At 59.0% G+C, this 19090-nt stretch carries 16 protein-coding genes; 12 read left to right on the top strand and 4 right to left on the bottom strand.

The window, feature by feature from the left end:
* From ABLU87_RS05760 to citS, 4 genes are all read right to left on the bottom strand, one after another.
* Positions 1-688, bottom strand: a 688-nt coding sequence (locus tag ABLU87_RS05760) for a sodium ion-translocating decarboxylase subunit beta (RefSeq protein WP_348870676.1), incomplete at its 3' end; no start/stop codon positions are given.
* A gap of 15 nt (positions 689-703) precedes the next feature.
* Positions 704-2473, bottom strand: a complete 1770-nt coding sequence (gene oadA / locus ABLU87_RS05755) for a sodium-extruding oxaloacetate decarboxylase subunit alpha (protein ID WP_348868967.1) — start codon at positions 2471-2473, stop codon at positions 704-706.
* A gap of 15 nt (positions 2474-2488) precedes the next feature.
* A complete protein-coding gene (locus ABLU87_RS05750) occupies positions 2489-2737 on the bottom strand; it encodes an oxaloacetate decarboxylase subunit gamma (RefSeq protein WP_196942119.1) in 249 nt (82 codons plus the stop codon).
* 160 nt (positions 2738-2897) lie between these two features.
* A complete protein-coding gene (gene citS / locus ABLU87_RS05745; protein ID WP_047724529.1) occupies positions 2898-4238 on the bottom strand; it encodes a citrate/sodium symporter CitS in 1341 nt (446 codons plus the stop codon).
* Positions 4239-4643: 405 nt separating this feature from the next.
* Here citS and citC point away from each other — a divergent pair, with 405 nt between their 5' ends.
* From citC to folA, 12 genes are all read left to right on the top strand, one after another.
* Positions 4644-5672, top strand: a complete 1029-nt coding sequence (citC, locus tag ABLU87_RS05740; protein ID WP_064358609.1) for a [citrate (pro-3S)-lyase] ligase — start codon at positions 4644-4646, stop codon at positions 5670-5672.
* A gap of 29 nt (positions 5673-5701) precedes the next feature.
* Positions 5702-5995, top strand: coding sequence for a citrate lyase acyl carrier protein (gene citD / locus ABLU87_RS05735; RefSeq protein ID WP_014227881.1), 294 nt, complete (start codon positions 5702-5704; stop codon positions 5993-5995).
* Positions 5992-6861 carry a citrate (pro-3S)-lyase subunit beta gene (gene citE, locus ABLU87_RS05730; RefSeq protein WP_025106468.1) on the top strand — a complete coding sequence of 290 codons (870 nt, stop codon included), beginning with the start codon at positions 5992-5994 and terminating at the stop codon, positions 6859-6861. The genes citD and citE overlap by 4 nt, the downstream gene beginning before the upstream one ends.
* A gap of 10 nt (positions 6862-6871) precedes the next feature.
* Positions 6872-8398 (top strand): citrate lyase subunit alpha, encoded by a 1527-nt coding sequence (gene citF, locus ABLU87_RS05725; protein WP_085520376.1) that lies wholly within the window; start codon positions 6872-6874, stop codon positions 8396-8398.
* 19 nt (positions 8399-8417) lie between these two features.
* Positions 8418-9326 (top strand): triphosphoribosyl-dephospho-CoA synthase CitG, encoded by a 909-nt coding sequence (citG, locus tag ABLU87_RS05720; RefSeq protein WP_122117752.1) that lies wholly within the window; start codon positions 8418-8420, stop codon positions 9324-9326.
* Positions 9327-9571: 245 nt separating this feature from the next.
* Complete coding sequence (dapB, locus tag ABLU87_RS05715) at positions 9572-10393, top strand: 4-hydroxy-tetrahydrodipicolinate reductase (RefSeq protein WP_004098517.1); 822 nt, start codon at positions 9572-9574, stop codon at positions 10391-10393.
* 457 nt (positions 10394-10850) lie between these two features.
* Positions 10851-11999, top strand: coding sequence for a glutamine-hydrolyzing carbamoyl-phosphate synthase small subunit (gene carA / locus ABLU87_RS05710; RefSeq protein WP_014837384.1), 1149 nt, complete (start codon positions 10851-10853; stop codon positions 11997-11999).
* An 18-nt stretch (positions 12000-12017) separates the two neighbouring features.
* Positions 12018-15242, top strand: coding sequence for a carbamoyl-phosphate synthase large subunit (gene carB / locus ABLU87_RS05705; protein WP_014837385.1), 3225 nt, complete (start codon positions 12018-12020; stop codon positions 15240-15242).
* Positions 15243-15630: 388 nt separating this feature from the next.
* Positions 15631-15864: a YgdI/YgdR family lipoprotein gene (locus tag ABLU87_RS05700; RefSeq protein WP_014227888.1), complete on the top strand. Its 234-nt coding sequence runs from the start codon at positions 15631-15633 to the stop codon at positions 15862-15864.
* 149 nt (positions 15865-16013) lie between these two features.
* Positions 16014-16547: a glutathione-regulated potassium-efflux system oxidoreductase KefF gene (gene kefF / locus ABLU87_RS05695; RefSeq protein ID WP_004098522.1), complete on the top strand. Its 534-nt coding sequence runs from the start codon at positions 16014-16016 to the stop codon at positions 16545-16547.
* Positions 16540-18405, top strand: coding sequence for a glutathione-regulated potassium-efflux system protein KefC (gene kefC, locus ABLU87_RS05690; protein ID WP_014227889.1), 1866 nt, complete (start codon positions 16540-16542; stop codon positions 18403-18405). The genes kefF and kefC overlap by 8 nt, the downstream gene beginning before the upstream one ends.
* A 197-nt stretch (positions 18406-18602) precedes the next feature.
* Positions 18603-19082 carry a type 3 dihydrofolate reductase gene (gene folA, locus ABLU87_RS05685; protein WP_004098524.1) on the top strand — a complete coding sequence of 160 codons (480 nt, stop codon included), beginning with the start codon at positions 18603-18605 and terminating at the stop codon, positions 19080-19082.
* Positions 19083-19090 lie beyond the last annotated feature (8 nt).

Raw genomic sequence — 19090 nt, 5'->3', positions numbered from 1 at the left:
TATACGAGTACGCCGCCACCGCGATGGCCCCGAGTAATTCCGGCGCCAGCTTGCCTGACAGATAAATCGCCGTCGGGCCGTCCGCGCCGCCGATGATGCCGATGGCCGCCGCCTGCGGCAGGGTGAAGCTGATGATGCCGAAGTAGTTCAGCGTCAGCGCCCCCAGCACCGTGGCGAAGATGCCGAACTGCGCCGCCGCCCCCAGCAGCAGGGTGCGCGGGTTGGCCAGCAGCGGGCCGAAGTCGGTCATCGCCCCGACGCCCATAAAAATCACCAGCGGGGCGATACCCGAGCCGATGGCGACCTTATAGAAGATGGCCAGCACCCCGGCGGAGTAGCCCATATCCACGGCGAGGTCCTCCATCTGCCCCTGCACCGACGGCAGGGCCAGGGCCAGCGCCTCCCTGATGGCGTGGACATCCGGCGTACAGTGGAGCTTCGCGGCAATCACCGCCAGCTGCCCGGCGTCGTGGTGGGCCAGCAGGCTCTCCAGGGCGGTCAGCGCCAGCCCGGCCTCCGGGATATTCGACAGCAGGCCGCCGAAGCCAATCGGCAGCAGCAGCAGCGGCTCGAACTTCCTCGCGATGGCCAGCCACAGCAGCAGCAGGCTCACCAGCAGCATGACGGCCTGGCCGGCGCCGAGGTGCATCAGCCCCATGCCCTGAATCAGGGCGTTCAGACTTTCCATTTCCGTTCCTCTTCCTTACGCCAGGCTCAGCAGGGTGTCGCCCACCGCCACCGCGTCCCCGGATTTCACCGCGATACCGCGCACGGTCCCGGCCTGCGCGGCGCGGATTTCGGTTTCCATCTTCATGGCTTCCAGAATCAGCAGCACGTCGCCCTCGGCCACCGTCTGGCCTTCCGTGGCAATGACCTTCCAGATGGTGCCCGCCAGCGGCGCGGTCACCGGGGTGCCGGCGCCTGCCGGGGCGGCTGCGGGGGCCGTGGCCTGAACGGGGGCCGCTGCCGTCAGCGGGCTGATATCGCCGCCGTCGCTGACCTTCACCACAAAGGCCCTGCCTTCCACTTCCACGGTGTAGACGCCGGAGGCGGCCGGTTTCTCTGCTTTCACAGCAGGTTTGACCTCTTCAGCCTGAGGCAGCGGCTCGAACGCCGCCGGGTTATGGCGGTTCTCAAGGAACTTCAGGCCGACCTGCGGGAACAGGGCCACGGTGAGCACGTCGTCGATGGCGTTGTCGGCAAGCTGAATATTCTTCTCCTGCGCCTGGCGCTTCACGTCGGCTTCCAGCTGCGCCAGTTCCGGCTTCAGCAGGTCCGCCGGACGGCAGGTGATGGCCTCTGCTCCGTCCAGCACGCGCGCCTGTAATGCCGCGTTGACCGGCACCGGGGTGTGGCCGTACTCGCCCTTCAGTATCCCGGCGGTCTCCTTCGCGATGGTTCTGTAGCGTTCGCCGGTCAGCACGTTAAGCACCGCCTGGGTGCCGACAATCTGCGAGGTCGGGGTGACCAGCGGGATAAAGCCGAGGTCCTCGCGCACGCGGGGGATTTCCGCCAGCACCTCATCCAGACGGTGGGCGGCGTTCTGCTGCTTCAGCTGGCCCTCAAGGTTGGTGAGCATCCCGCCCGGCACCTGGGCCACGAGGATACGGCTGTCGGTGCCCTTCAGCTGGCCTTCAAAGGCGTGGTATTTCCTGCGCACCTCGCGGAAGTACGCCGCGATGTTCTCAAGCTTCAGGATATCCAGCCCGGTGTCATGTTTTGTGCCTGCCAGCGTCGCCACCAGGGCCTCGGTGGCCGGGTGGCCGTAGGTGGCGCTCATGGAAGAGATGGCGGTATCGACGCCGTCGACGCCGGCCTCGATGGCCTTCAGCAGGGCCATCTCCGCCATCCCGGTGGTGGCATGAGCATGCAGGTGCAGCCTGACGTCATAGCGTTTTTTGATTTCGCTCACCAGCTCGAAGGCCGCCATCGGGGTGAGAATGCCGGACATGTCCTTAATCGCGATGGAATCGACGCCGGTCTCCAGCAGCTGTTCGGTCAGGTCGAGCCAGGTCTGCAGGGTGTGGGCCGGACTGGTGGTGTAGGAGAGCGTGCCCTGGGCGTGGGCGCCGTGGCTGCGCACCGCCTGCAGGGCGGCCTGCATATTGCGCGGGTCGTTCATGGCGTCGAAGACGCGGAACACGTCCATGCCGTTTTTGACGGCGCGCTCGACGAAGCGCTGCACCACGTCATCGGCGTAGTGGCGGTAGCCGAGGAGGTTCTGGCCGCGGAGCAGCATCTGCAGCGGGGTCTTCGGCATGGCCTTTTTGAGCTCGCGCAGGCGCACCCAGGGGTCCTCGCCGAGGAAGCGGATGCAGGCGTCAAAGGTGGCGCCGCCCCAGCATTCAAGGGACCAGTAGCCCGCGTTATCGAGGGCGGCCGCAACGGGGAGCATATCGTCGAGGCGCAGGCGGGTGGCGAAAAGGGACTGGTGGGCGTCGCGCAGGACGACATCGGTAATGGCAACGGTCATGGATTCCTCCGTGAATTAAGGGTTAAGTCGGCGATGGTGGTGGATAGCGGCGGCAATCACCGGCTTTAAGCGGGCGAAGTCGTCAGCGGGCGCGGCGACGGCGGGTGCGGCCTTCGGCGCGGGAGCCGGTTCGGGGAAGAAGCGGTTGACGGCGGCGGACATGCCGCGGATGGCGAAAATCAGCAGAAACAGAAACGCCAGCACGAACCCCATGCCGAGGAACATCAGGGTGAAGCCTTCACCCAGCAGTACAGCTTCAGTCATTGAAAGACCCTAAAGTAAGGGCACGACGGCGTGTTTGAAGGCTAACCAAACGATACTTCCGGCTAAGGAGTAGGGTGGATTTCCCGAAGCCGCCCCCGGCTCTGGACCCTAAAGAGCACCGCTGTGGTTGACGCTCAAACATCGCCATCGTGCGTGTTGGTTACATCATCATGCCGAACACAATGCTGGCGATGACCAGCACAATACCGCCGCCCAGACGGGAGGAGATTTGCGCATAAGAGATAAGATTCATACGGTTACAGGCAGAGAGCACTTCCAGGTCGCCCGAGCCGCCGCGGTTGGCCATGCACAGACCGGCGGTGATCGCGGACTCAATCGGGAAGAAGCCAATCATCCAGCCGCCGATGGCCGCGCCGATGACCGCACCCACCACGATTACCGCCGCGATGATGACGTTCGCAAAGGTAATCGCGTCGATAATTTCCTGCAGGTCGGTGTAGCACACGCCGACGCCGACCATCAGTACCCACAGCAGCTGCTTAGAGAAGAAGTCAGACAGGCGTTTGGCGCCAGCTTTAATCTCCGGCGAGCAGAGGCCGGAAGCGTTCAGCGCCGCGACGATCAGCACCATCCAGGCGAAATAGTGGATAGAGACGCCGCCAATGCTTGGCAAAATTTTCTTGGCAATAACGTAGGCCAGCAGGAAACAGGTGGTGGCGAGCACCAGGCCGACGGCGGTTTCGCGATGGGTAATCTGGCCCGCTTTTTCATCGTCTTCGACTTTAAAGGAGGCTTTACGCACCAGTTCGCCTTCACCGCTCAGCCAGGTGTGTTTTTTACCGATAATATCGAGCAGCGCGGCAAAGACGATGGCAAAGATGTTGGCGATGGTCAGGATAGCAATCGCGGTGGAGTAGTACTCTTCACGCGAACGGCCGGTGACGGAGTGATAAATTTCAGACAGCGGCACCGCGCCCGCGCCGTTGCCGCCGCCCATAATCGGCAGGACGTACAGCATCATGATGCGGTCGATGGAGATACCGAAGCACAGGCCAATGATAATCCCGAAGATGGATGCGCCGAGGATCCCCATTAAAATGGTCGGAATATAACCCAGCAGAGATTTCAGCAGCAGCTTACGGTTAACCGAGAGGATTGCGCCGGTAATCAATACTGCGATGAATAAGTTCAGGAAGTTACTTTTATCCATCACATTAGTGATCGCATCAATTTCTTTCTGGGTGAAAATGCCGGCGTAAACGAAATAGGCGGCCACGAGGAAGATCATCACCGGCGCGCCGCCAATATATTTATTGAAGATTGGCAGGCGTTTGCCAATTTCGCCAAAAACGGCGCCAATAATAAACATGATCGCGAAGCCACCAACAATGTCGGTCGGCAGGGCATTATAAAAGTGTGAAAGTAGTAAAGTGATTAACGCAAAGGCGTAAAGCGGTAGCGGCATGCCGAAGATTTTAAACCCCAGAATATCGCTAACCCCTTTTTTCTCCGCAGATGGAGCCTGGCTCATATTAGTCATATGACGTCACCCTGTTAAAAAAAGGAATATACACATCATCCTTCAAGCTGCCTCTTTGTTGGCAGCCTTCACTCACCCCAGTCACTTACTATGCGTAAGCTCCTGGGGATTCATTCAGTTACCGCCTCGATGCAACTTGAATGATTTTGTGTATTAATGCCGTTAGAAAAAACAATAATAGGACGGCGGCATAATAATAAATATGTTCCCCGGCGATATGTGATTATCTTCACTGATTAGTCGTGTTTTTAATTAATTTAATTGTTTTTATTCTTCTGAATTAATTAACAACATAAAAACCATAAAGCCAATTAAGGTACGCGGAAAAATGTGATTGAAATAAAAGAACCGCTGCGGGAACGATGGCGAAATACAGCTCGTTTAGGTCAATGAAGCGCGAAAAAAATGAATCTGATAGTAAAACGCGTCGCGGTACAGCTCGACCCCCGGCGGCGAGAGGCCGTTGACCTCTTTCTTCATCAGCACCAGCTCTCGCTGGAGGCGGACTGCGAATGGGCGATTATCGTCGAGTACCAGCGGCGCATTGTCAGCTGCGGCGCCATTGCCGGATGCGTTCTGAAGTGTATTGCCGTCGACCCGTCGCTGCAGGGGGAAGGGCTCAGCCTGAAGCTGCTGACTGAACTGATGACCTTGGGGTATGAGCTGGGCCGCAGCGAACTGTTTCTGTTCACTAAACCCTATAACGCGGAGCTCTTCTCCTGCGCCGGGTTCTGGCCTATCGCCCGCGCGGGGGAGCAGGCCGTGTTAATGGAAAATAGCCGCGAACGTCTGGCCCGCTATTGCCGCCAGCTTACGATGTATCGTCAGCCCGGCGAAAAAATCGGCGCCATCGTGATGAACGCCAATCCCTTTACCCTGGGGCATCGTTGGCTGGTGGAGCAGGCGGCTCAACGCTGCGACTGGCTGCATCTGTTCGTGGTGAAGGAAGATGCTTCGTTTTTCCGCTACCGCGATCGCGTGGCGCTGATTGAACAGGGGATCGCCGGGATCGCCAACGTGACCCTGCATCCGGGGTCGGCCTATCTGATCTCGCGCGCCACTTTTCCCGGCTACTTCCTAAAAGACAAAGGCGTGGTTGACGATTGCCACAGCCAGATCGATCTGCAGCTCTTTCGCGAACGTTTAGCCCCGGCGCTGGGCGTGACCCACCGCTTTGTCGGCAGCGAACCGCTGTGTGAATTAACCCGTCGCTACAACCAGCGCATGCGCCAGCTGCTGGAAGCGCCCGGCGACGCGCCGGCGATTCAGGTGGTTGAGCTGGCGCGGGTTGAGAAAGAGGGCGCGCCCATTTCCGCTTCCCGGGTGCGCAGGCTGTATCAGCAGCGCCAGTGGTCGTCGATTGCGCCGCTGGTGCCGCCGGTAACCCTCTCTTTTCTGATGCATCTGGCGGAAAGCGAACACCAAACCGCCTGATTTACCTCCATAACTAAGGATCAGCCTCTATGGAAATGATGATTGACGCCCTGGCCGGCACGCTGGAATCCAGCGATGTGATGGTCAGGATCGGGCCTGCGAATGAGCCAGGTATTCAGCTTGAAATCGACAGCATTGTGAAGCAGCAGTTTGGCGCGGCGATTGAGCGGGTGGTCAGAGAGACGCTGACGCAGCTTGGCGTTACCCGGGCGAACGTCGTCGTCGATGATAAAGGCGCGCTCGAATGCGTACTGAAGGCTCGCGTTCAGGCCGCGGCGCTGCGCGCTGCGCAACAATCTCAACCGCACTGGAGTCAGCTATGAAACCTCGTCGCAGTATGCTGTTTATCCCCGGCGCCAACGCCGCGATGTTAAGCACCTCATTTGTTTACGGCGCTGATGCGGTGATGTTCGACCTCGAAGATGCCGTCTCGCTCCGTGAAAAAGATACCGCCCGCCTGCTGGTGCATCATGCGCTACAGCATCCGCTCTACCGGGATGTGGAAACCGTGGTGCGCATTAACCCGCTCAGCACGCCGTTTGGTCTCGCCGACCTTGAGGCGGTGGTGCGCGCGGGCGTCGATATGGTGCGCCTGCCGAAAACCGATAGCAAAGAAGATATCCATGAGCTGGAAGCGCAGGTCGAGCGGATTGAGCGCGAATGCGGCCGGGAAGTGGGCAGCACGAAATTAATGGCGGCGATAGAGTCGGCGCTGGGCGTAGTGAACGCGGTTGAGATCGCTCGCGCCAGCCCGCGCCTGTCGGCCATCGCGCTGGCGGCCTTCGATTACGTTATGGATATGGGCACCAGCCGCGGCGACGGCACCGAGCTGTTTTACGCCCGCTGCGCGGTGCTGCACGCGGCGCGAGTCGCCGGGATCGCGGCGTACGACGTGGTGTGGTCGGATATTAACAATGAAGAGGGTTTCCTCGCGGAAGCGAATCTGGCGAAGAATCTTGGCTTTAACGGTAAATCGCTGGTTAACCCGCGCCAGATTGAGCTGCTGCACCAGGTTTATGCCCCCACGCTGAAAGACGTTGAACATGCGCGGGAGGTGATCGCGGCGGCGGAAGAGGCGGAAGCGCGCGGTCTGGGCGTGGTATCGCTGAACGGCAAGATGATAGATGGACCGATTATCGATCATGCTCGCAAAGTCGTGGCGCTGTCGGCTTCCGGCATTCGTGATTAAGGAGTAAATAATGAAAGAGACCGTAGCAATGCTTAATCAGCAGTACGTGATGCCGGAAGGATTAGCGCCCTATGCGGGCGTAACGGCGCAGAGCCCGTGGCTGGCCAGCGAAAGCGAAAAGCGGCAGCGTAAAATCTGCGCCTCGCTGGAGGAGGCGATTCGCCGTTCCGGGCTGCAAAACGGCATGACCATCTCTTTTCACCACGCCTTCCGCGGCGGCGACAAGGTGGTCAATATGGTGGTGGCGAAGCTGGCTGAGATGGGTTTTCGCGATCTGACGCTGGCTTCAAGCTCGCTTATCGATGCCCACTGGCCGCTGATTGAGCATATTAAGAATGGCGTGATCCGGCAGATTTATACCTCGGGTCTGCGCGGTAAGCTGGGCGAAGCGATCTCCGCCGGCCTGATGGAAAACCCGGTACAAATCCACTCTCACGGCGGCCGGGCGCATTTAGTGCAAACCGGTGAGCTACGCATTGATGTGGCGTTCCTCGGCGTGCCGTGCTGCGATGAATATGGCAACGCCAACGGCTTTAGCGGTAAATCCCGCTGCGGATCTCTGGGCTACGCCAGAGTGGATGCCGAGGCCGCCGGATGCGTGGTGCTGCTCACCGAAGAGTGGGTAGATTATCCAAACTATCCGGCCAGCATCGCCCAGGATCGGGTGGATCTGATTGTGCAGGTCGATGAGGTCGGCGATCCGGCGAAAATCACCGCCGGGGCGATCCGTTTGACCAGCAACCCGCGCGAACTGCTGATCGCCCGCCAGGCGGCGAAGGTGATCGAACACTCTGGCTATTTCAAAGACGGTTTCTCTTTGCAGACGGGGACCGGCGGCGCATCGCTGGCGGTGACCCGTTTCCTCGAAGATAAGATGCGTCGTAACAACATTACCGCCAGCTTTGGTCTGGGCGGGATCACCGGCACGATGGTCGATCTGCACGAAAAGGGGCTGATCAAAGCGCTGCTGGATACCCAGTCTTTTGACGGCGATGCCGCGCGTTCGCTGGCCAATAACCCTAACCATATTGAAATTTCCGCTAATCAGTACGCCAATCCCGGTTCGAAAGGCGTCTCCTGCGAACGCCTGAACGTGGTGATGCTGAGCGCGCTGGAGATCGATACCGGATTCAACGTTAACGTGATGACCGGCTCCAACGGCGTGCTGCGCGGCGCGTCCGGCGGCCACAGCGATACGGCGGCGGGCGCGGATTTAACCATTATCACCGCGCCGCTGGTGCGTGGGCGCATCCCGTGCGTGGTGGAGAAGGTGCTGACTCGCGTGACGCCGGGCGCCAGCGTGGATGTGCTGGTCACCGATCACGGTATCGCCGTCAACCCGGCGCGTCAGGACCTGATTGATAACCTGCGTAACGCGGGTATCCCGCTGCTGACCATTGAAGAGCTGCAGCAGCGCGCCGAACTGTTGACCGGCAAGCCTGACCCGATCGCCTTCACCGATCGGGTGGTGGCCGTGGTGCGCTATCGCGACGGGTCAGTGATTGATGTCATTCATCAGGTTAAAAGCGCCGGTTAAACGCGCTGAGGAGAAAGGCATGAGCGAAGTGATGATAAGCCAGCGTCGCCCGTTGAGCCGTCAAACGGTGACGGCGGAGGAGATAGTTTCTCGCGTGGAACGGGCGCTGCTGACCGAAGTCCGCCTGACGCCGAAACCGGGCCTGGTGGATATTCGTAACGCCGGCGCGCATCGGGATATGGATCTGGCCTCTTTTGAGGCCAGCACGGCGGCTGTCGCGCCATGGATGGAGAAGTTTTTCATTATGGGCCACGACACGGCCAATATCACGCCGGAGCAGGTATTGACGATGCTGCGTCCGGTGGGCATGGCGTGCGAGACGGATATGCTGGAGTCTACCGGCGGGGTGAATACCCATCGCGGCGCGATCTTCGCTTTTGGCCTGCTCAGCGCGGCGGCGGGAAGGCTGGTGGCCAGAGGGGAGCCGGTTGAACAGCACCGGGTTTGCGATCGGGTGGCCCGCTTCTGCCGCGGCCTGGTCGGGCGCGAGCTCTCCTCTCCAGAAGGAATGAAGGTCAGTAAAGGCGAAGAGCATTTCCTGCGCTACGGGCTCTCCGGCGCCAGAGGCGAAGCGGAAAGCGGCTTTCGCACCGTGCGCACCCAGGCGATGCCGGTCTTCAATCGCGTTATGGCGGACACCGGCGATACCAATCTGGCGTTACTGCAGACTCTGCTGCACCTGATGGCCTGGAATGACGATACCAATCTGGTGTCGCGCGGCGGGCTGGAAGGGCTCAATTTTGTGCAGCAGCAGGCGCAAAAGCTGCTGTGGGAAGGCGGGGTGCTGACCGACGGCGGGCTGGAGGCGCTGCGCCGGCTGGATGATGAGCTGATTATTCGCCACCTTAGCCCGGGCGGTAGCGCCGACCTGCTGGCGGTCACCTGGTTCCTGTCCGGTTTCCCGGCCGGCGAGCTGTTCCTGCACTAATCGCTGCTTTTCTGTCGCCGTATTCCCCGGATTGGCCATACAGGGCCGGACCGGGGTTGCGGACTGCGCGCGCTCCTCGCTTCTCACTACTCCACGGCAAATTCCCGGCACAATCTTATAGTTTTTACTGATATCGGCGGCAGTTTGTCATAAATTTCTAATTATCGGTGTTTTTGAGTAGCGGCCCATCAATGAGCTGGTTACTCTGAAAACAATTTACGTAGTGTTAACAAAAGAGAATAGCTATGCATGATGCACAAATCCGCGTGGCCATCGCGGGCGCGGGCGGCCGGATGGGACGCCAGTTAATTCAGGCGGTACAGCAGATGGACGGCGCGGCGCTTGGCGCGGCGCTGGAGCGCGAAGGTTCCTCGCTGCTCGGCAGCGATGCGGGCGAGCTGGCGGGCGCGGGCAGGTCAGGGGTGGTGGTGCAAAGCAGCCTCGAGGCGGTAAAAGACGATTTTGACGTTTTCATCGATTTTACCCGCCCGGAAGGCACGCTGGCCCATCTTGCGTTTTGCCGTCAACACGGCAAAGGCATGGTTATCGGCACCACCGGGTTTGACGACGCCGGGAAGCAGGCGATTCGCGACGCTTCGCAGGAGATCGCCATCGTGTTTGCCGCCAACTTCAGCGTCGGCGTCAACGTGATGCTTAAGCTGCTGGAAAAAGCGGCGAAGGTGATGGGCGACTATACCGATATTGAGATTATCGAAGCGCATCATCGTCACAAAGTGGATGCGCCATCGGGTACGGCGCTGGCGATGGGCGAGGCGATTGCCGGAGCGCTGGATAAAGATCTGAAAGCGTGTGCGGTCTACAGTCGAGAAGGCTATACCGGCGAACGCGTTCCCGGCACCATCGGCTTTGCGACCGTGCGCGCCGGGGATATCGTCGGCGAACATACGGCGATGTTTGCGGATATCGGCGAACGTATTGAAATCAGCCATAAGGCTTCCAGTCGGATGACTTTCGCAAATGGTGCCGTTCGTTCCGCTTTATGGCTAAAAGGCAAGAAAAACGGTCTTTTTGATATGCGTGACGTGCTTGAATTGAATTCTTTATAACGATTATTACCCATCGTGATGTGGTTATTGCTTTCAATAAGTGATTGATTGCAAGGGGCAATGTTTTATTGCCCTTTTTTATTTTTGGCGTTTAACCAATTTTTTATCGCCAAGCCTGAAAAATACTATCTTATCCGCCTTGTTTTTGTTGTTTTATTGTAAATTTTGACCATATGGTCTACTTTTTCAATCCCTGCCCGGCGATTTTACAAACATCCTCCTCCGCAAGCGTTTTCCCGGGCAAGTTAGGTGATCTTTTTGCCCGTTAAGACAGGTATTGCTGAATAGTTGCCTGAAACAAGATTAAAAATATCCGCTTTAAGTTGACTTTTACCCGCCATCTCTCCAGAATGCCGCCGTTTGCCAAAATTCTGCGGGCAACAGATTTGCATTGATTCAGATCTACATTATGAATTAATATGCAAATAAAGTGAGTGGATATTCTCTGGAGGGTGTTTTGATTAAGTCAGCGCTATTGGTTCTGGAAGACGGAACCCAGTTTCACGGTCGGGCCATTGGGGCTACCGGCACGGCGGTTGGGGAAGTCGTTTTCAATACTTCAATGACCGGTTATCAAGAAATCCTCACTGATCCTTCCTATTCCCGCCAAATCGTCACTCTAACTTATCCCCATATCGGCAACGTCGGCACCAATGCCGCCGATGAAGAATCTTCTCAGGTACATGCGCAGGGTCTGGTCATTCGCGATCTGCCGCTGATTGCCAGCAACTTCCGCAATACCGAAGACCTCTCTTCTTATCTGAAGCGCCACAATATCGTGGCGATTGCCGATATCGATACCCGTAAGCTGACCCGCCTGCTGCGCGAAAAAGGCGCGCAGAACGGCTGCATCATCGCCGGCGATAGCCCGGATGCGCAGCTGGCGCTGGAAAAAGCGAAAGCGTTCCCGGGCCTCAACGGCATGGATCTGGCGAAGGAAGTGACCACCGCAGAAACCTACAGCTGGACGCAGGGGAGCTGGACGCTGGCGGGCGACCTGCCGGAAGCCAAAGCGGAAAGCGAGCTGCCGTTCCACGTGGTGGCCTACGATTTCGGCGCCAAGCGCAACATCCTGCGCATGCTGGTCGATCGCGGCTGCCGTCTGACGGTGGTGCCGGCAAAGACCTCCGCTGAAGAGGTGCTGAAGATGAATCCGGACGGTATCTTCCTGTCTAACGGTCCCGGCGACCCGGCGCCCTGCGACTACGCTATCGCAGCGATTGAGAAGTTCCTGGAGACCGATATTCCGGTATTCGGCATCTGCCTCGGCCACCAGCTGCTGGCTCTGGCGAGCGGCGCGAAGACCGTGAAGATGAAGTTCGGCCACCACGGCGGCAACCATCCGGTAAAAGATATTGATAACAACGTGGTGATGATCACCGCGCAGAACCACGGCTTTGCGGTGGATGAGGCGTCTATGCCCGCCCACCTGCGCGTGACCCACAAGTCGCTGTTCGACGGCACCCTGCAGGGGATTCACCGTACCGATAAACCGGCGTTCAGCTTCCAGGGACATCCGGAGGCGAGCCCCGGCCCGCACGATGCCGCACCGCTGTTCGACCATTTTATCGAATTAATTGAGCAGTACCGTCAGTCCGCGAAATAATCAGGAGTTAAGAGAGCCATGCCAAAACGTACAGATATAAAAAGCATCCTGATTCTGGGCGCGGGCCCGATTGTTATCGGTCAGGCGTGTGAGTTTGACTACTCCGGCGCCCAGGCGTGTAAAGCACTGCGCGAAGAGGGCTACCGCGTTATTCTGGTGAACTCTAACCCGGCCACTATCATGACCGACCCGGAAATGGCCGATGCCACCTACATCGAGCCGATTCACTGGGAAGTGGTGCGCAAGATCATTGAGAAAGAGCGTCCGGATGCGGTTCTGCCGACCATGGGCGGCCAGACGGCGCTGAACTGCGCGCTGGAGCTGGAGCGTCAGGGCGTGCTGGCCGAGTTCGGCGTGACCATGATTGGCGCGACCGCCGACGCGATTGATAAAGCCGAAGACCGCCGCCGTTTCGACGTGGCGATGAAGAAAATCGGTCTCGATACCGCGCGTTCCGGTATCGCGCATACCATGGAAGAAGCGCTGGCGGTTGCCGCTGAAGTTGGCTTCCCGTGCATCATCCGTCCGTCCTTTACGATGGGCGGCACCGGCGGCGGTATCGCCTACAACCGCGAAGAGTTCGAAGAGATCTGCGAACGCGGTCTGGATCTCTCGCCGACCAACGAGCTGCTGATTGATGAATCGCTGATCGGCTGGAAAGAGTACGAGATGGAAGTGGTGCGTGATAAAAACGACAACTGCATCATCGTCTGCTCCATCGAAAACTTCGACGCGATGGGCATCCACACCGGCGACTCCATCACCGTGGCGCCGGCGCAGACCCTGACCGACAAAGAGTACCAAATCATGCGTAACGCCTCGATGGCGGTACTGCGTGAAATCGGCGTAGAGACCGGCGGTTCCAACGTTCAGTTCTCGGTGAACCCGAAAGATGGTCGCCTGATCGTTATCGAAATGAACCCGCGCGTCTCCCGCTCCTCGGCGCTGGCCTCGAAAGCCACCGGCTTCCCGATCGCTAAAGTGGCGGCGAAGCTGGCGGTTGGTTACACCCTTGATGAGCTGATGAACGATATCACCGGCGGCCGCACCCCGGCGTCGTTTGAGCCGTCCATCGACTACGTCGTGACCAAAATCCCACGCTTCAACTTTGAAAAATTCGTCGGCGCGAACGACCGTCTGACCACCCAGATGAAGTCGGTGGGCGAAGTGATGGCGATTGGCCGTACCCAGCAGGAGTCCCTGCAGAAAGCGCTGCGCGGCCTGGAAGTGGGCGCTACCGGTTTCGACCCGAAAGTGAGCCTCGATGACCCGGAAGCGTTGACCAAGATTCGCCGCGAGCTGAAAGACGCGGGCGCTGAGCGTATCTGGTACATCGCTGACGCTTTCCGCGCGGGCCTCTCCGTTGATGGCGTGTTCAACCTGACCAATATCGACCGCTGGTTCCTGGTGCAGATTGAAGAGCTGGTGCGTCTGGAAGAGAAAGTGGCTGAAGTCGGTATTACCGGCCTCGACGCCGACTTCCTGCGTCAGCTCAAGCGTAAAGGCTTTGCCGATGCGCGTCTGGCGAAGCTGGCTGGCGTGCGCGAAGCGGAAATCCGCAAGCTGCGCGACCAGTATGACCTGCACCCGGTCTACAAGCGCGTGGATACCTGCGCGGCGGAATTCGCTACCGACACCGCCTACATGTACTCCACTTATGAAGACGAGTGCGAAGCCAACCCGTCCGTTGACCGCGACAAAATCATGGTGCTCGGCGGTGGCCCGAACCGTATCGGCCAGGGCATCGAGTTCGACTACTGCTGCGTCCATGCCTCCCTGGCGCTGCGCGAAGACGGCTACGAGACCATTATGGTCAACTGTAACCCGGAAACCGTCTCTACCGACTACGACACCTCCGACCGCCTCTACTTTGAGCCGGTGACGCTGGAAGACGTGCTGGAAATCGTGCGCATTGAGAAGCCGAAAGGCGTTATCGTGCAGTACGGCGGCCAGACGCCGCTGAAGCTGGCGCGCGCGCTGGAAGCGGCAGGCGTGCCGGTTATCGGCACCAGCCCGGATGCCATCGACCGTGCGGAAGACCGCGAGCGCTTCCAGCACGCGGTTGACCGCCTGAAGCTGAAGCAGCCGGCGAACGCCACCGTGACCGCGATCGAAATGGCGGTCGAAAAGGCGAAAGAGATTGGCTACCCGCTGGTGGTGCGTCCGTCCTACGTTCTCGGCGGCCGCGCGATGGAAATCGTCTACGACGAAATCGACCTGCGTCGCTACTTCCAGACCGCCGTCAGCGTCTCTAACGATGCGCCGGTGCTGCTGGACCGCTTCCTTGACGATGCGGTTGAAGTCGACGTCGATGCGATCTGCGACGGCGAAATGGTGCTGATTGGCGGCATCATGGAGCATATCGAGCAGGCGGGCGTGCACTCCGGCGACTCCGCGTGTTCGCTGCCGGCCTACACCCTGAGCCAGGAAATTCAGGACGTGATGCGCGAGCAGGTGCAGAAGCTGGCCTTTGAGCTGCAGGTGCGCGGCCTGATGAACGTGCAGTTTGCGGTCAAAAACAACGAAGTCTACCTGATTGAAGTCAACCCGCGCGCGGCGCGTACCGTCCCGTTCGTCTCGAAAGCCACCGGCGTACCGCTGGCGAAAGTCGCGGCGCGCGTGATGGCGGGCAAAACGCTGGCTCAGCAGGGCGTCACGAAAGAGATCATCCCACCGTACTATTCGGTGAAAGAGGTGGTGCTGCCGTTTAACAAATTCCCGGGCGTTGACCCGCTGTTAGGGCCAGAAATGCGCTCTACCGGTGAAGTCATGGGCGTAGGCCGCACCTTCGCGGAAGCGTTCGCCAAGGCGCAGCTGGGCAGCAACTCGACGATGAAGAAACAGGGACGCGCGCTGCTCTCCGTTCGCGAAGGCGACAAAGAGCGCGTGGTGGATCTGGCGGCAAAACTGCTGAAGTTTGGTTTCGAGCTGGATGCGACCCACGGTACCGCGATTGTGCTGGGCGAAGCCGGCATCAACCCGCGTCTGGTGAACAAGGTGCATGAAGGCCGTCCGCACATTCAGGACCGCATCAAGAATGGCGAATACACCTACATCATCAACACCACCGCGGGCCGCCAGGCGATTGAAGACTCCAAGCTGATTCGCCGCAGCGCCCTGCAATACAAAGTGCACTACGACACCACGCTGAACGGCGGTTTCGCGACCGCAATGGCGCTGAATGCCAACGCGATGGAAAAAGTGACCTCGGTGCAGGAAATGCACGCGCAGATTAAAAAGTAATATTATCTGCCAGTAAAAGCGCCTCCGGTGGCCAACGCCGGAGGCGCTTTTTTTTGCGTGACGATAAGCCTGGGCGGAATAAAGTGACGCTCCCCGCGGCGCTGAACGTCGAACAAAAACAGGGGGATCGGCGTTAACAGGCCACTTCGGAGAGTTCTGGTTTTCTCTCGCCGGACAGTCAGCTAGCCTAAAGTGGTTAGGGTGATAATGAATATGACTTAGAGCCTATCCCAGTAGGCGTTATTGGCGCAGCCAGTTTGGATACGGACAGCGCGGAGAAACCGGAGCGTACACGTAGTACGTGAGGATTTCGAGCACTGCCCAGGTCCAAAATGGCAAGTGAAATAGTCCTAATGGGATAGGCTCTTAATAACGGGAGAGAAACACCATGCACAACAAGCCCCTCACCGCTGCTATCTTCGCCGCTGCCGCACTTTTCACCGTGGCCGGCTGTTCATCTAATCAGTCGCTAAAAACGACCGACGGTAAAACCATTGTCACCGATGGCAAACCGCAGGTGGATGACGACACAGGCCTGGTGTCTTACAAAAACGCGGAAACCGGCCGCACCGAGCAGATCAATCGCGATCAGGTTAAGTCCATGGACGAACTGGATAACTAAGCGTTATCCACGGCCCCGTACCGCGGGGTCACGCTTGCCTGACCGATCCTCGCCCTGAACGAGAGATAAATCACACTTATCACTGTAAGCGGTTCGATTAACTGTCTACACTCTTGCTGATTACAACAAGAGCTAACGCAGGCTAATCAATGATCCTCATAATTTATGCGCACCCTTATCCGCAGCACTCGCATGCGAATAAGCGGATGCTTGAGCAGGCAGGGACGCTTGACGGCGTCGAGATACGCTCTCTCTATCAACTTTACCCCGATTTCAATATCGATATCGCTGCCGAGCAGGCGGCGCTGGCCCGTGCCGATCTGGTCATCTGGCAGCATCCGATGCAGTGGTACAGCGTGCCGCCGCTGCTCAAGCTGTGGATGGACAAAGTGCTGGCGCACGGCTGGGCATACGGGCACAACGGTATCGCGCTGCGCGGTAAATCGCTGATGTGGGCGGTGACCACCGGCGGCGGCGAAAGCCACTTTGATATTGGTTCCTTTCCCGGTTTCGACGTCCTGGCGCAGCCGCTGCAGGCGACCGCGCTGTATTGCGGCATGAAATGGCTGCCGCCGTTCGCGATGCATTGCACTTTTATCTGCGATGACGAAACCCTTCAGGCGCAGGCGCGCCACTACCGTCAACGTTTAATCGAATGGCAGGAGGCGCACAATAATGGATAGCCATACGCTGATACAGGCGCTGATCTATTTAGGATCCGCCGCGCTGATCGTGCCGATTGCCGTACGCCTTGGGCTGGGGTCGGTGCTCGGCTACTTAATTGCCGGCTGTATTATTGGCCCGTGGGGGCTGCGGCTGGTCACCGACGCCGAGTCGATTCTGCACTTTGCGGAAATCGGCGTGGTGCTGATGCTTTTCGTTATCGGTCTTGAGCTCGATCCCCAGCGGCTGTGGAAACTGCGCGCCTCGGTGTTCGGCGGCGGGGCGCTGCAGATGGTCGTCTGCGGCGTGCTGATTGGCCTGTTCTGCATGTCGCTGGGTCTGCGCTGGCAGGTTGCCGAGCTGATTGGTATGACCCTGGCGCTCTCCTCAACGGCGATCGCTATGCAGGCGATGAACGAACGTAACCTGACGGTTACCCAGCTGGGCCGCAGCGCCTTTGCGGTGCTGCTGTTCCAGGATATCGCGGCCATTCCTCTGGTGGCGATGATCCCGCTGCTGGCGGCGAGCGGCGGCTCGACGACGCTGGGCGCGTTTGCGCTCTCGGCCCTGAAAGTGGCGGGCGCGCTGGCGCTGGTGGTGGCGCTCGGACGCTATCTGACCCGGCCGATGCTGCGTTTTGTCGCGCGCTCCGGCCTGCGTGAAGTCTTCAGCGCCGTGGCGCTGTTCCTGGTGTTTGGCTTCGGGCTGCTGCTGGAAGAGGTCGGGCTGTCGATGGCGATGGGGGCCTTCCTCGCCGGCGTGCTGCTGGCGAGCTCGGAGTACCGCCACGCCCTGGAGAGCGATATTGAACCGTTTAAGGGCCTGCTGCTGGGGCTGTTTTTTATCGGCGTCGGGATGTCTATCGACTTCGGTACCCTGGTGACGCATCCGCTGCGGATCCTGATTCTGCTGGTGGGATTCCTGGTCATTAAATCCCTGATGCTGTGGCTGATCGCCCGGCCGTTAGGCGTTCCGCGCGCCCAGCGCCGCTGGTTTGCGGTGCTGCTGGGGCAGGGGAGCGAATTCGCCTTTGTGGTCTTCGGCGCGGCGCAGATGGCCGATGTCCTGGACGGCGAATGGGCGAAGGCGCTGACCCTCGCGGTGGCGCTATCAATGGCGGCCACGCCAATCCTGCTGGTGCTGCTGACCCGCCTGGAGAAATCCGCCAGCGGCCAGGAGCGCGAAGCCGATGAAATTGACGAAGAGCAGCCGCGGGTGATTATCGCCGGCTTTGGCCGTTACGGGCAGATCGCCGGCCGCGTACTGCTCTCCAGCGGGGTGAAGATGGTCATTCTCGATCACGATCCTGACCACGTCGACACCCTGCGTAAATTTGATATGAAGGTGTTCTACGGCGATGCGACGCGGGTGGACCTGCTGGAGTCGGCGGGGGCGGAAAAGGCGGAAGTGCTGATTAACGCCATCGACGATCCGCAGACGAACCTGCAGCTGGCGGAGCTGGCAAAAGAGCATTTCCCGCATCTGCAGATCATCTCCCGCGCCCGCGATGTCGATCATTACATCAAGCTGCGCCAGGCCGGGGTCGAAGCGCCGGAGCGTGAAACCTTCGAAGCGGCGCTGAAGTCCGGACGCATGACGCTGGAGGCGCTGGGCCTCGGTGCCTACGAGGCCCGCGAACGGGCCGATCTGTTCCGCCGTTTCAATCTGCAAATGGTGGAAGAGATGGTGGCGATGGCGGAAAACGACGCGGCTTCCCGGGTGGCGGTATTCAAGCGCACCAGCGATATGCTGACCGGCATTATCAACGAAGACCGCAATCATTTATCGCTGGTTCAGCGTCACGGCTGGCAAGGAACGGAAGAGGGACGGCATACCGGTGACATCGCCGATGAGCCGCAAAATAAGCCCTCGGCATAAGGGAGAATTCAGGGTGTTACGTTAGCTTTACAAGTAACATTTTGTTTTCAATTTAAATCCTGCCTGGCGGCTCACGGGGCTTACGTGGGCTCGCCAGCAAATCTTAAAATTTTCTGATTCTTTACTCTTCGCCCAGTCGACGAAGTATTACGCTTTCCGTATAGTGGCGACAATTTTTTGCATTCGGGAATTATTCAATGATCAGTCTGATTGCGGCGTTAGCGGTAGATCGCGTCATTGGTATGGAAAACGCCATGCCATGGAATCTGCCTGCCGATCTCGCCTGGTTTAAGCGCAATACCTTAAACAAACCGGTAGTGATGGGACGTCTTACCTGGGAATCCATCGGTCGTCCGTTACCGGGGCGTAAAAATATCGTGATTAGCAGCCAGCCCGGCACCGACGATCGCGTGCAGTGGGTCAAATCGGTCGATGAAGCCATTGCCGCCTGCGGCGACGTGGAAGAGATGATGGTGATCGGCGGCGGACGCGTGTACGAGCAGTTCCTGCCGAAAGCGCACAAGCTCTATCTGACCCATATTGATGCGGAAGTGGAAGGGGATACCCACTTCCCGGATTACGATCCGGATGAGTGGGAGTCGGTATTCAGCGAGTTCCACGATGCCGATGCGCAGAATTCCCATAGCTACTGCTTCGAGATTCTGGAGCGCCGCTAAGGTTTTCC

This window comes from Klebsiella sp. CB_Kp196, assembly GCF_040061575.1.
Lineage (GTDB): Bacteria > Pseudomonadota > Gammaproteobacteria > Enterobacterales > Enterobacteriaceae > Klebsiella > Klebsiella michiganensis.
Note: the sequence above shows the minus strand (reverse complement) of the source record. Positions and strands in the feature narration are given on the sequence as shown.

Coding starts and splice junctions, on each gene's coding strand:
- oadA (WP_348868967.1), bottom strand. CDS start 2,473: ATGACCGTTGCCATTACCGATGTCGTCCTGCGCGACGCCCACCAGTCC.
- ABLU87_RS05750 (WP_196942119.1), bottom strand. CDS start 2,737: ATGACTGAAGCTGTACTGCTGGGTGAAGGCTTCACCCTGATGTTCCTC.
- citS (WP_047724529.1), bottom strand. CDS start 4,238: ATGACTAATATGAGCCAGGCTCCATCTGCGGAGAAAAAAGGGGTTAGC.
- citC (WP_064358609.1), top strand. CDS start 4,644: ATGAATCTGATAGTAAAACGCGTCGCGGTACAGCTCGACCCCCGGCGG.
- citD (WP_014227881.1), top strand. CDS start 5,702: ATGGAAATGATGATTGACGCCCTGGCCGGCACGCTGGAATCCAGCGAT.
- citE (WP_025106468.1), top strand. CDS start 5,992: ATGAAACCTCGTCGCAGTATGCTGTTTATCCCCGGCGCCAACGCCGCG.
- citF (WP_085520376.1), top strand. CDS start 6,872: ATGAAAGAGACCGTAGCAATGCTTAATCAGCAGTACGTGATGCCGGAA.
- citG (WP_122117752.1), top strand. CDS start 8,418: ATGAGCGAAGTGATGATAAGCCAGCGTCGCCCGTTGAGCCGTCAAACG.
- dapB (WP_004098517.1), top strand. CDS start 9,572: ATGCATGATGCACAAATCCGCGTGGCCATCGCGGGCGCGGGCGGCCGG.
- carB (WP_014837385.1), top strand. CDS start 12,018: ATGCCAAAACGTACAGATATAAAAAGCATCCTGATTCTGGGCGCGGGC.
- ABLU87_RS05700 (WP_014227888.1), top strand. CDS start 15,631: ATGCACAACAAGCCCCTCACCGCTGCTATCTTCGCCGCTGCCGCACTT.
- kefF (WP_004098522.1), top strand. CDS start 16,014: ATGATCCTCATAATTTATGCGCACCCTTATCCGCAGCACTCGCATGCG.
- kefC (WP_014227889.1), top strand. CDS start 16,540: ATGGATAGCCATACGCTGATACAGGCGCTGATCTATTTAGGATCCGCC.
- folA (WP_004098524.1), top strand. CDS start 18,603: ATGATCAGTCTGATTGCGGCGTTAGCGGTAGATCGCGTCATTGGTATG.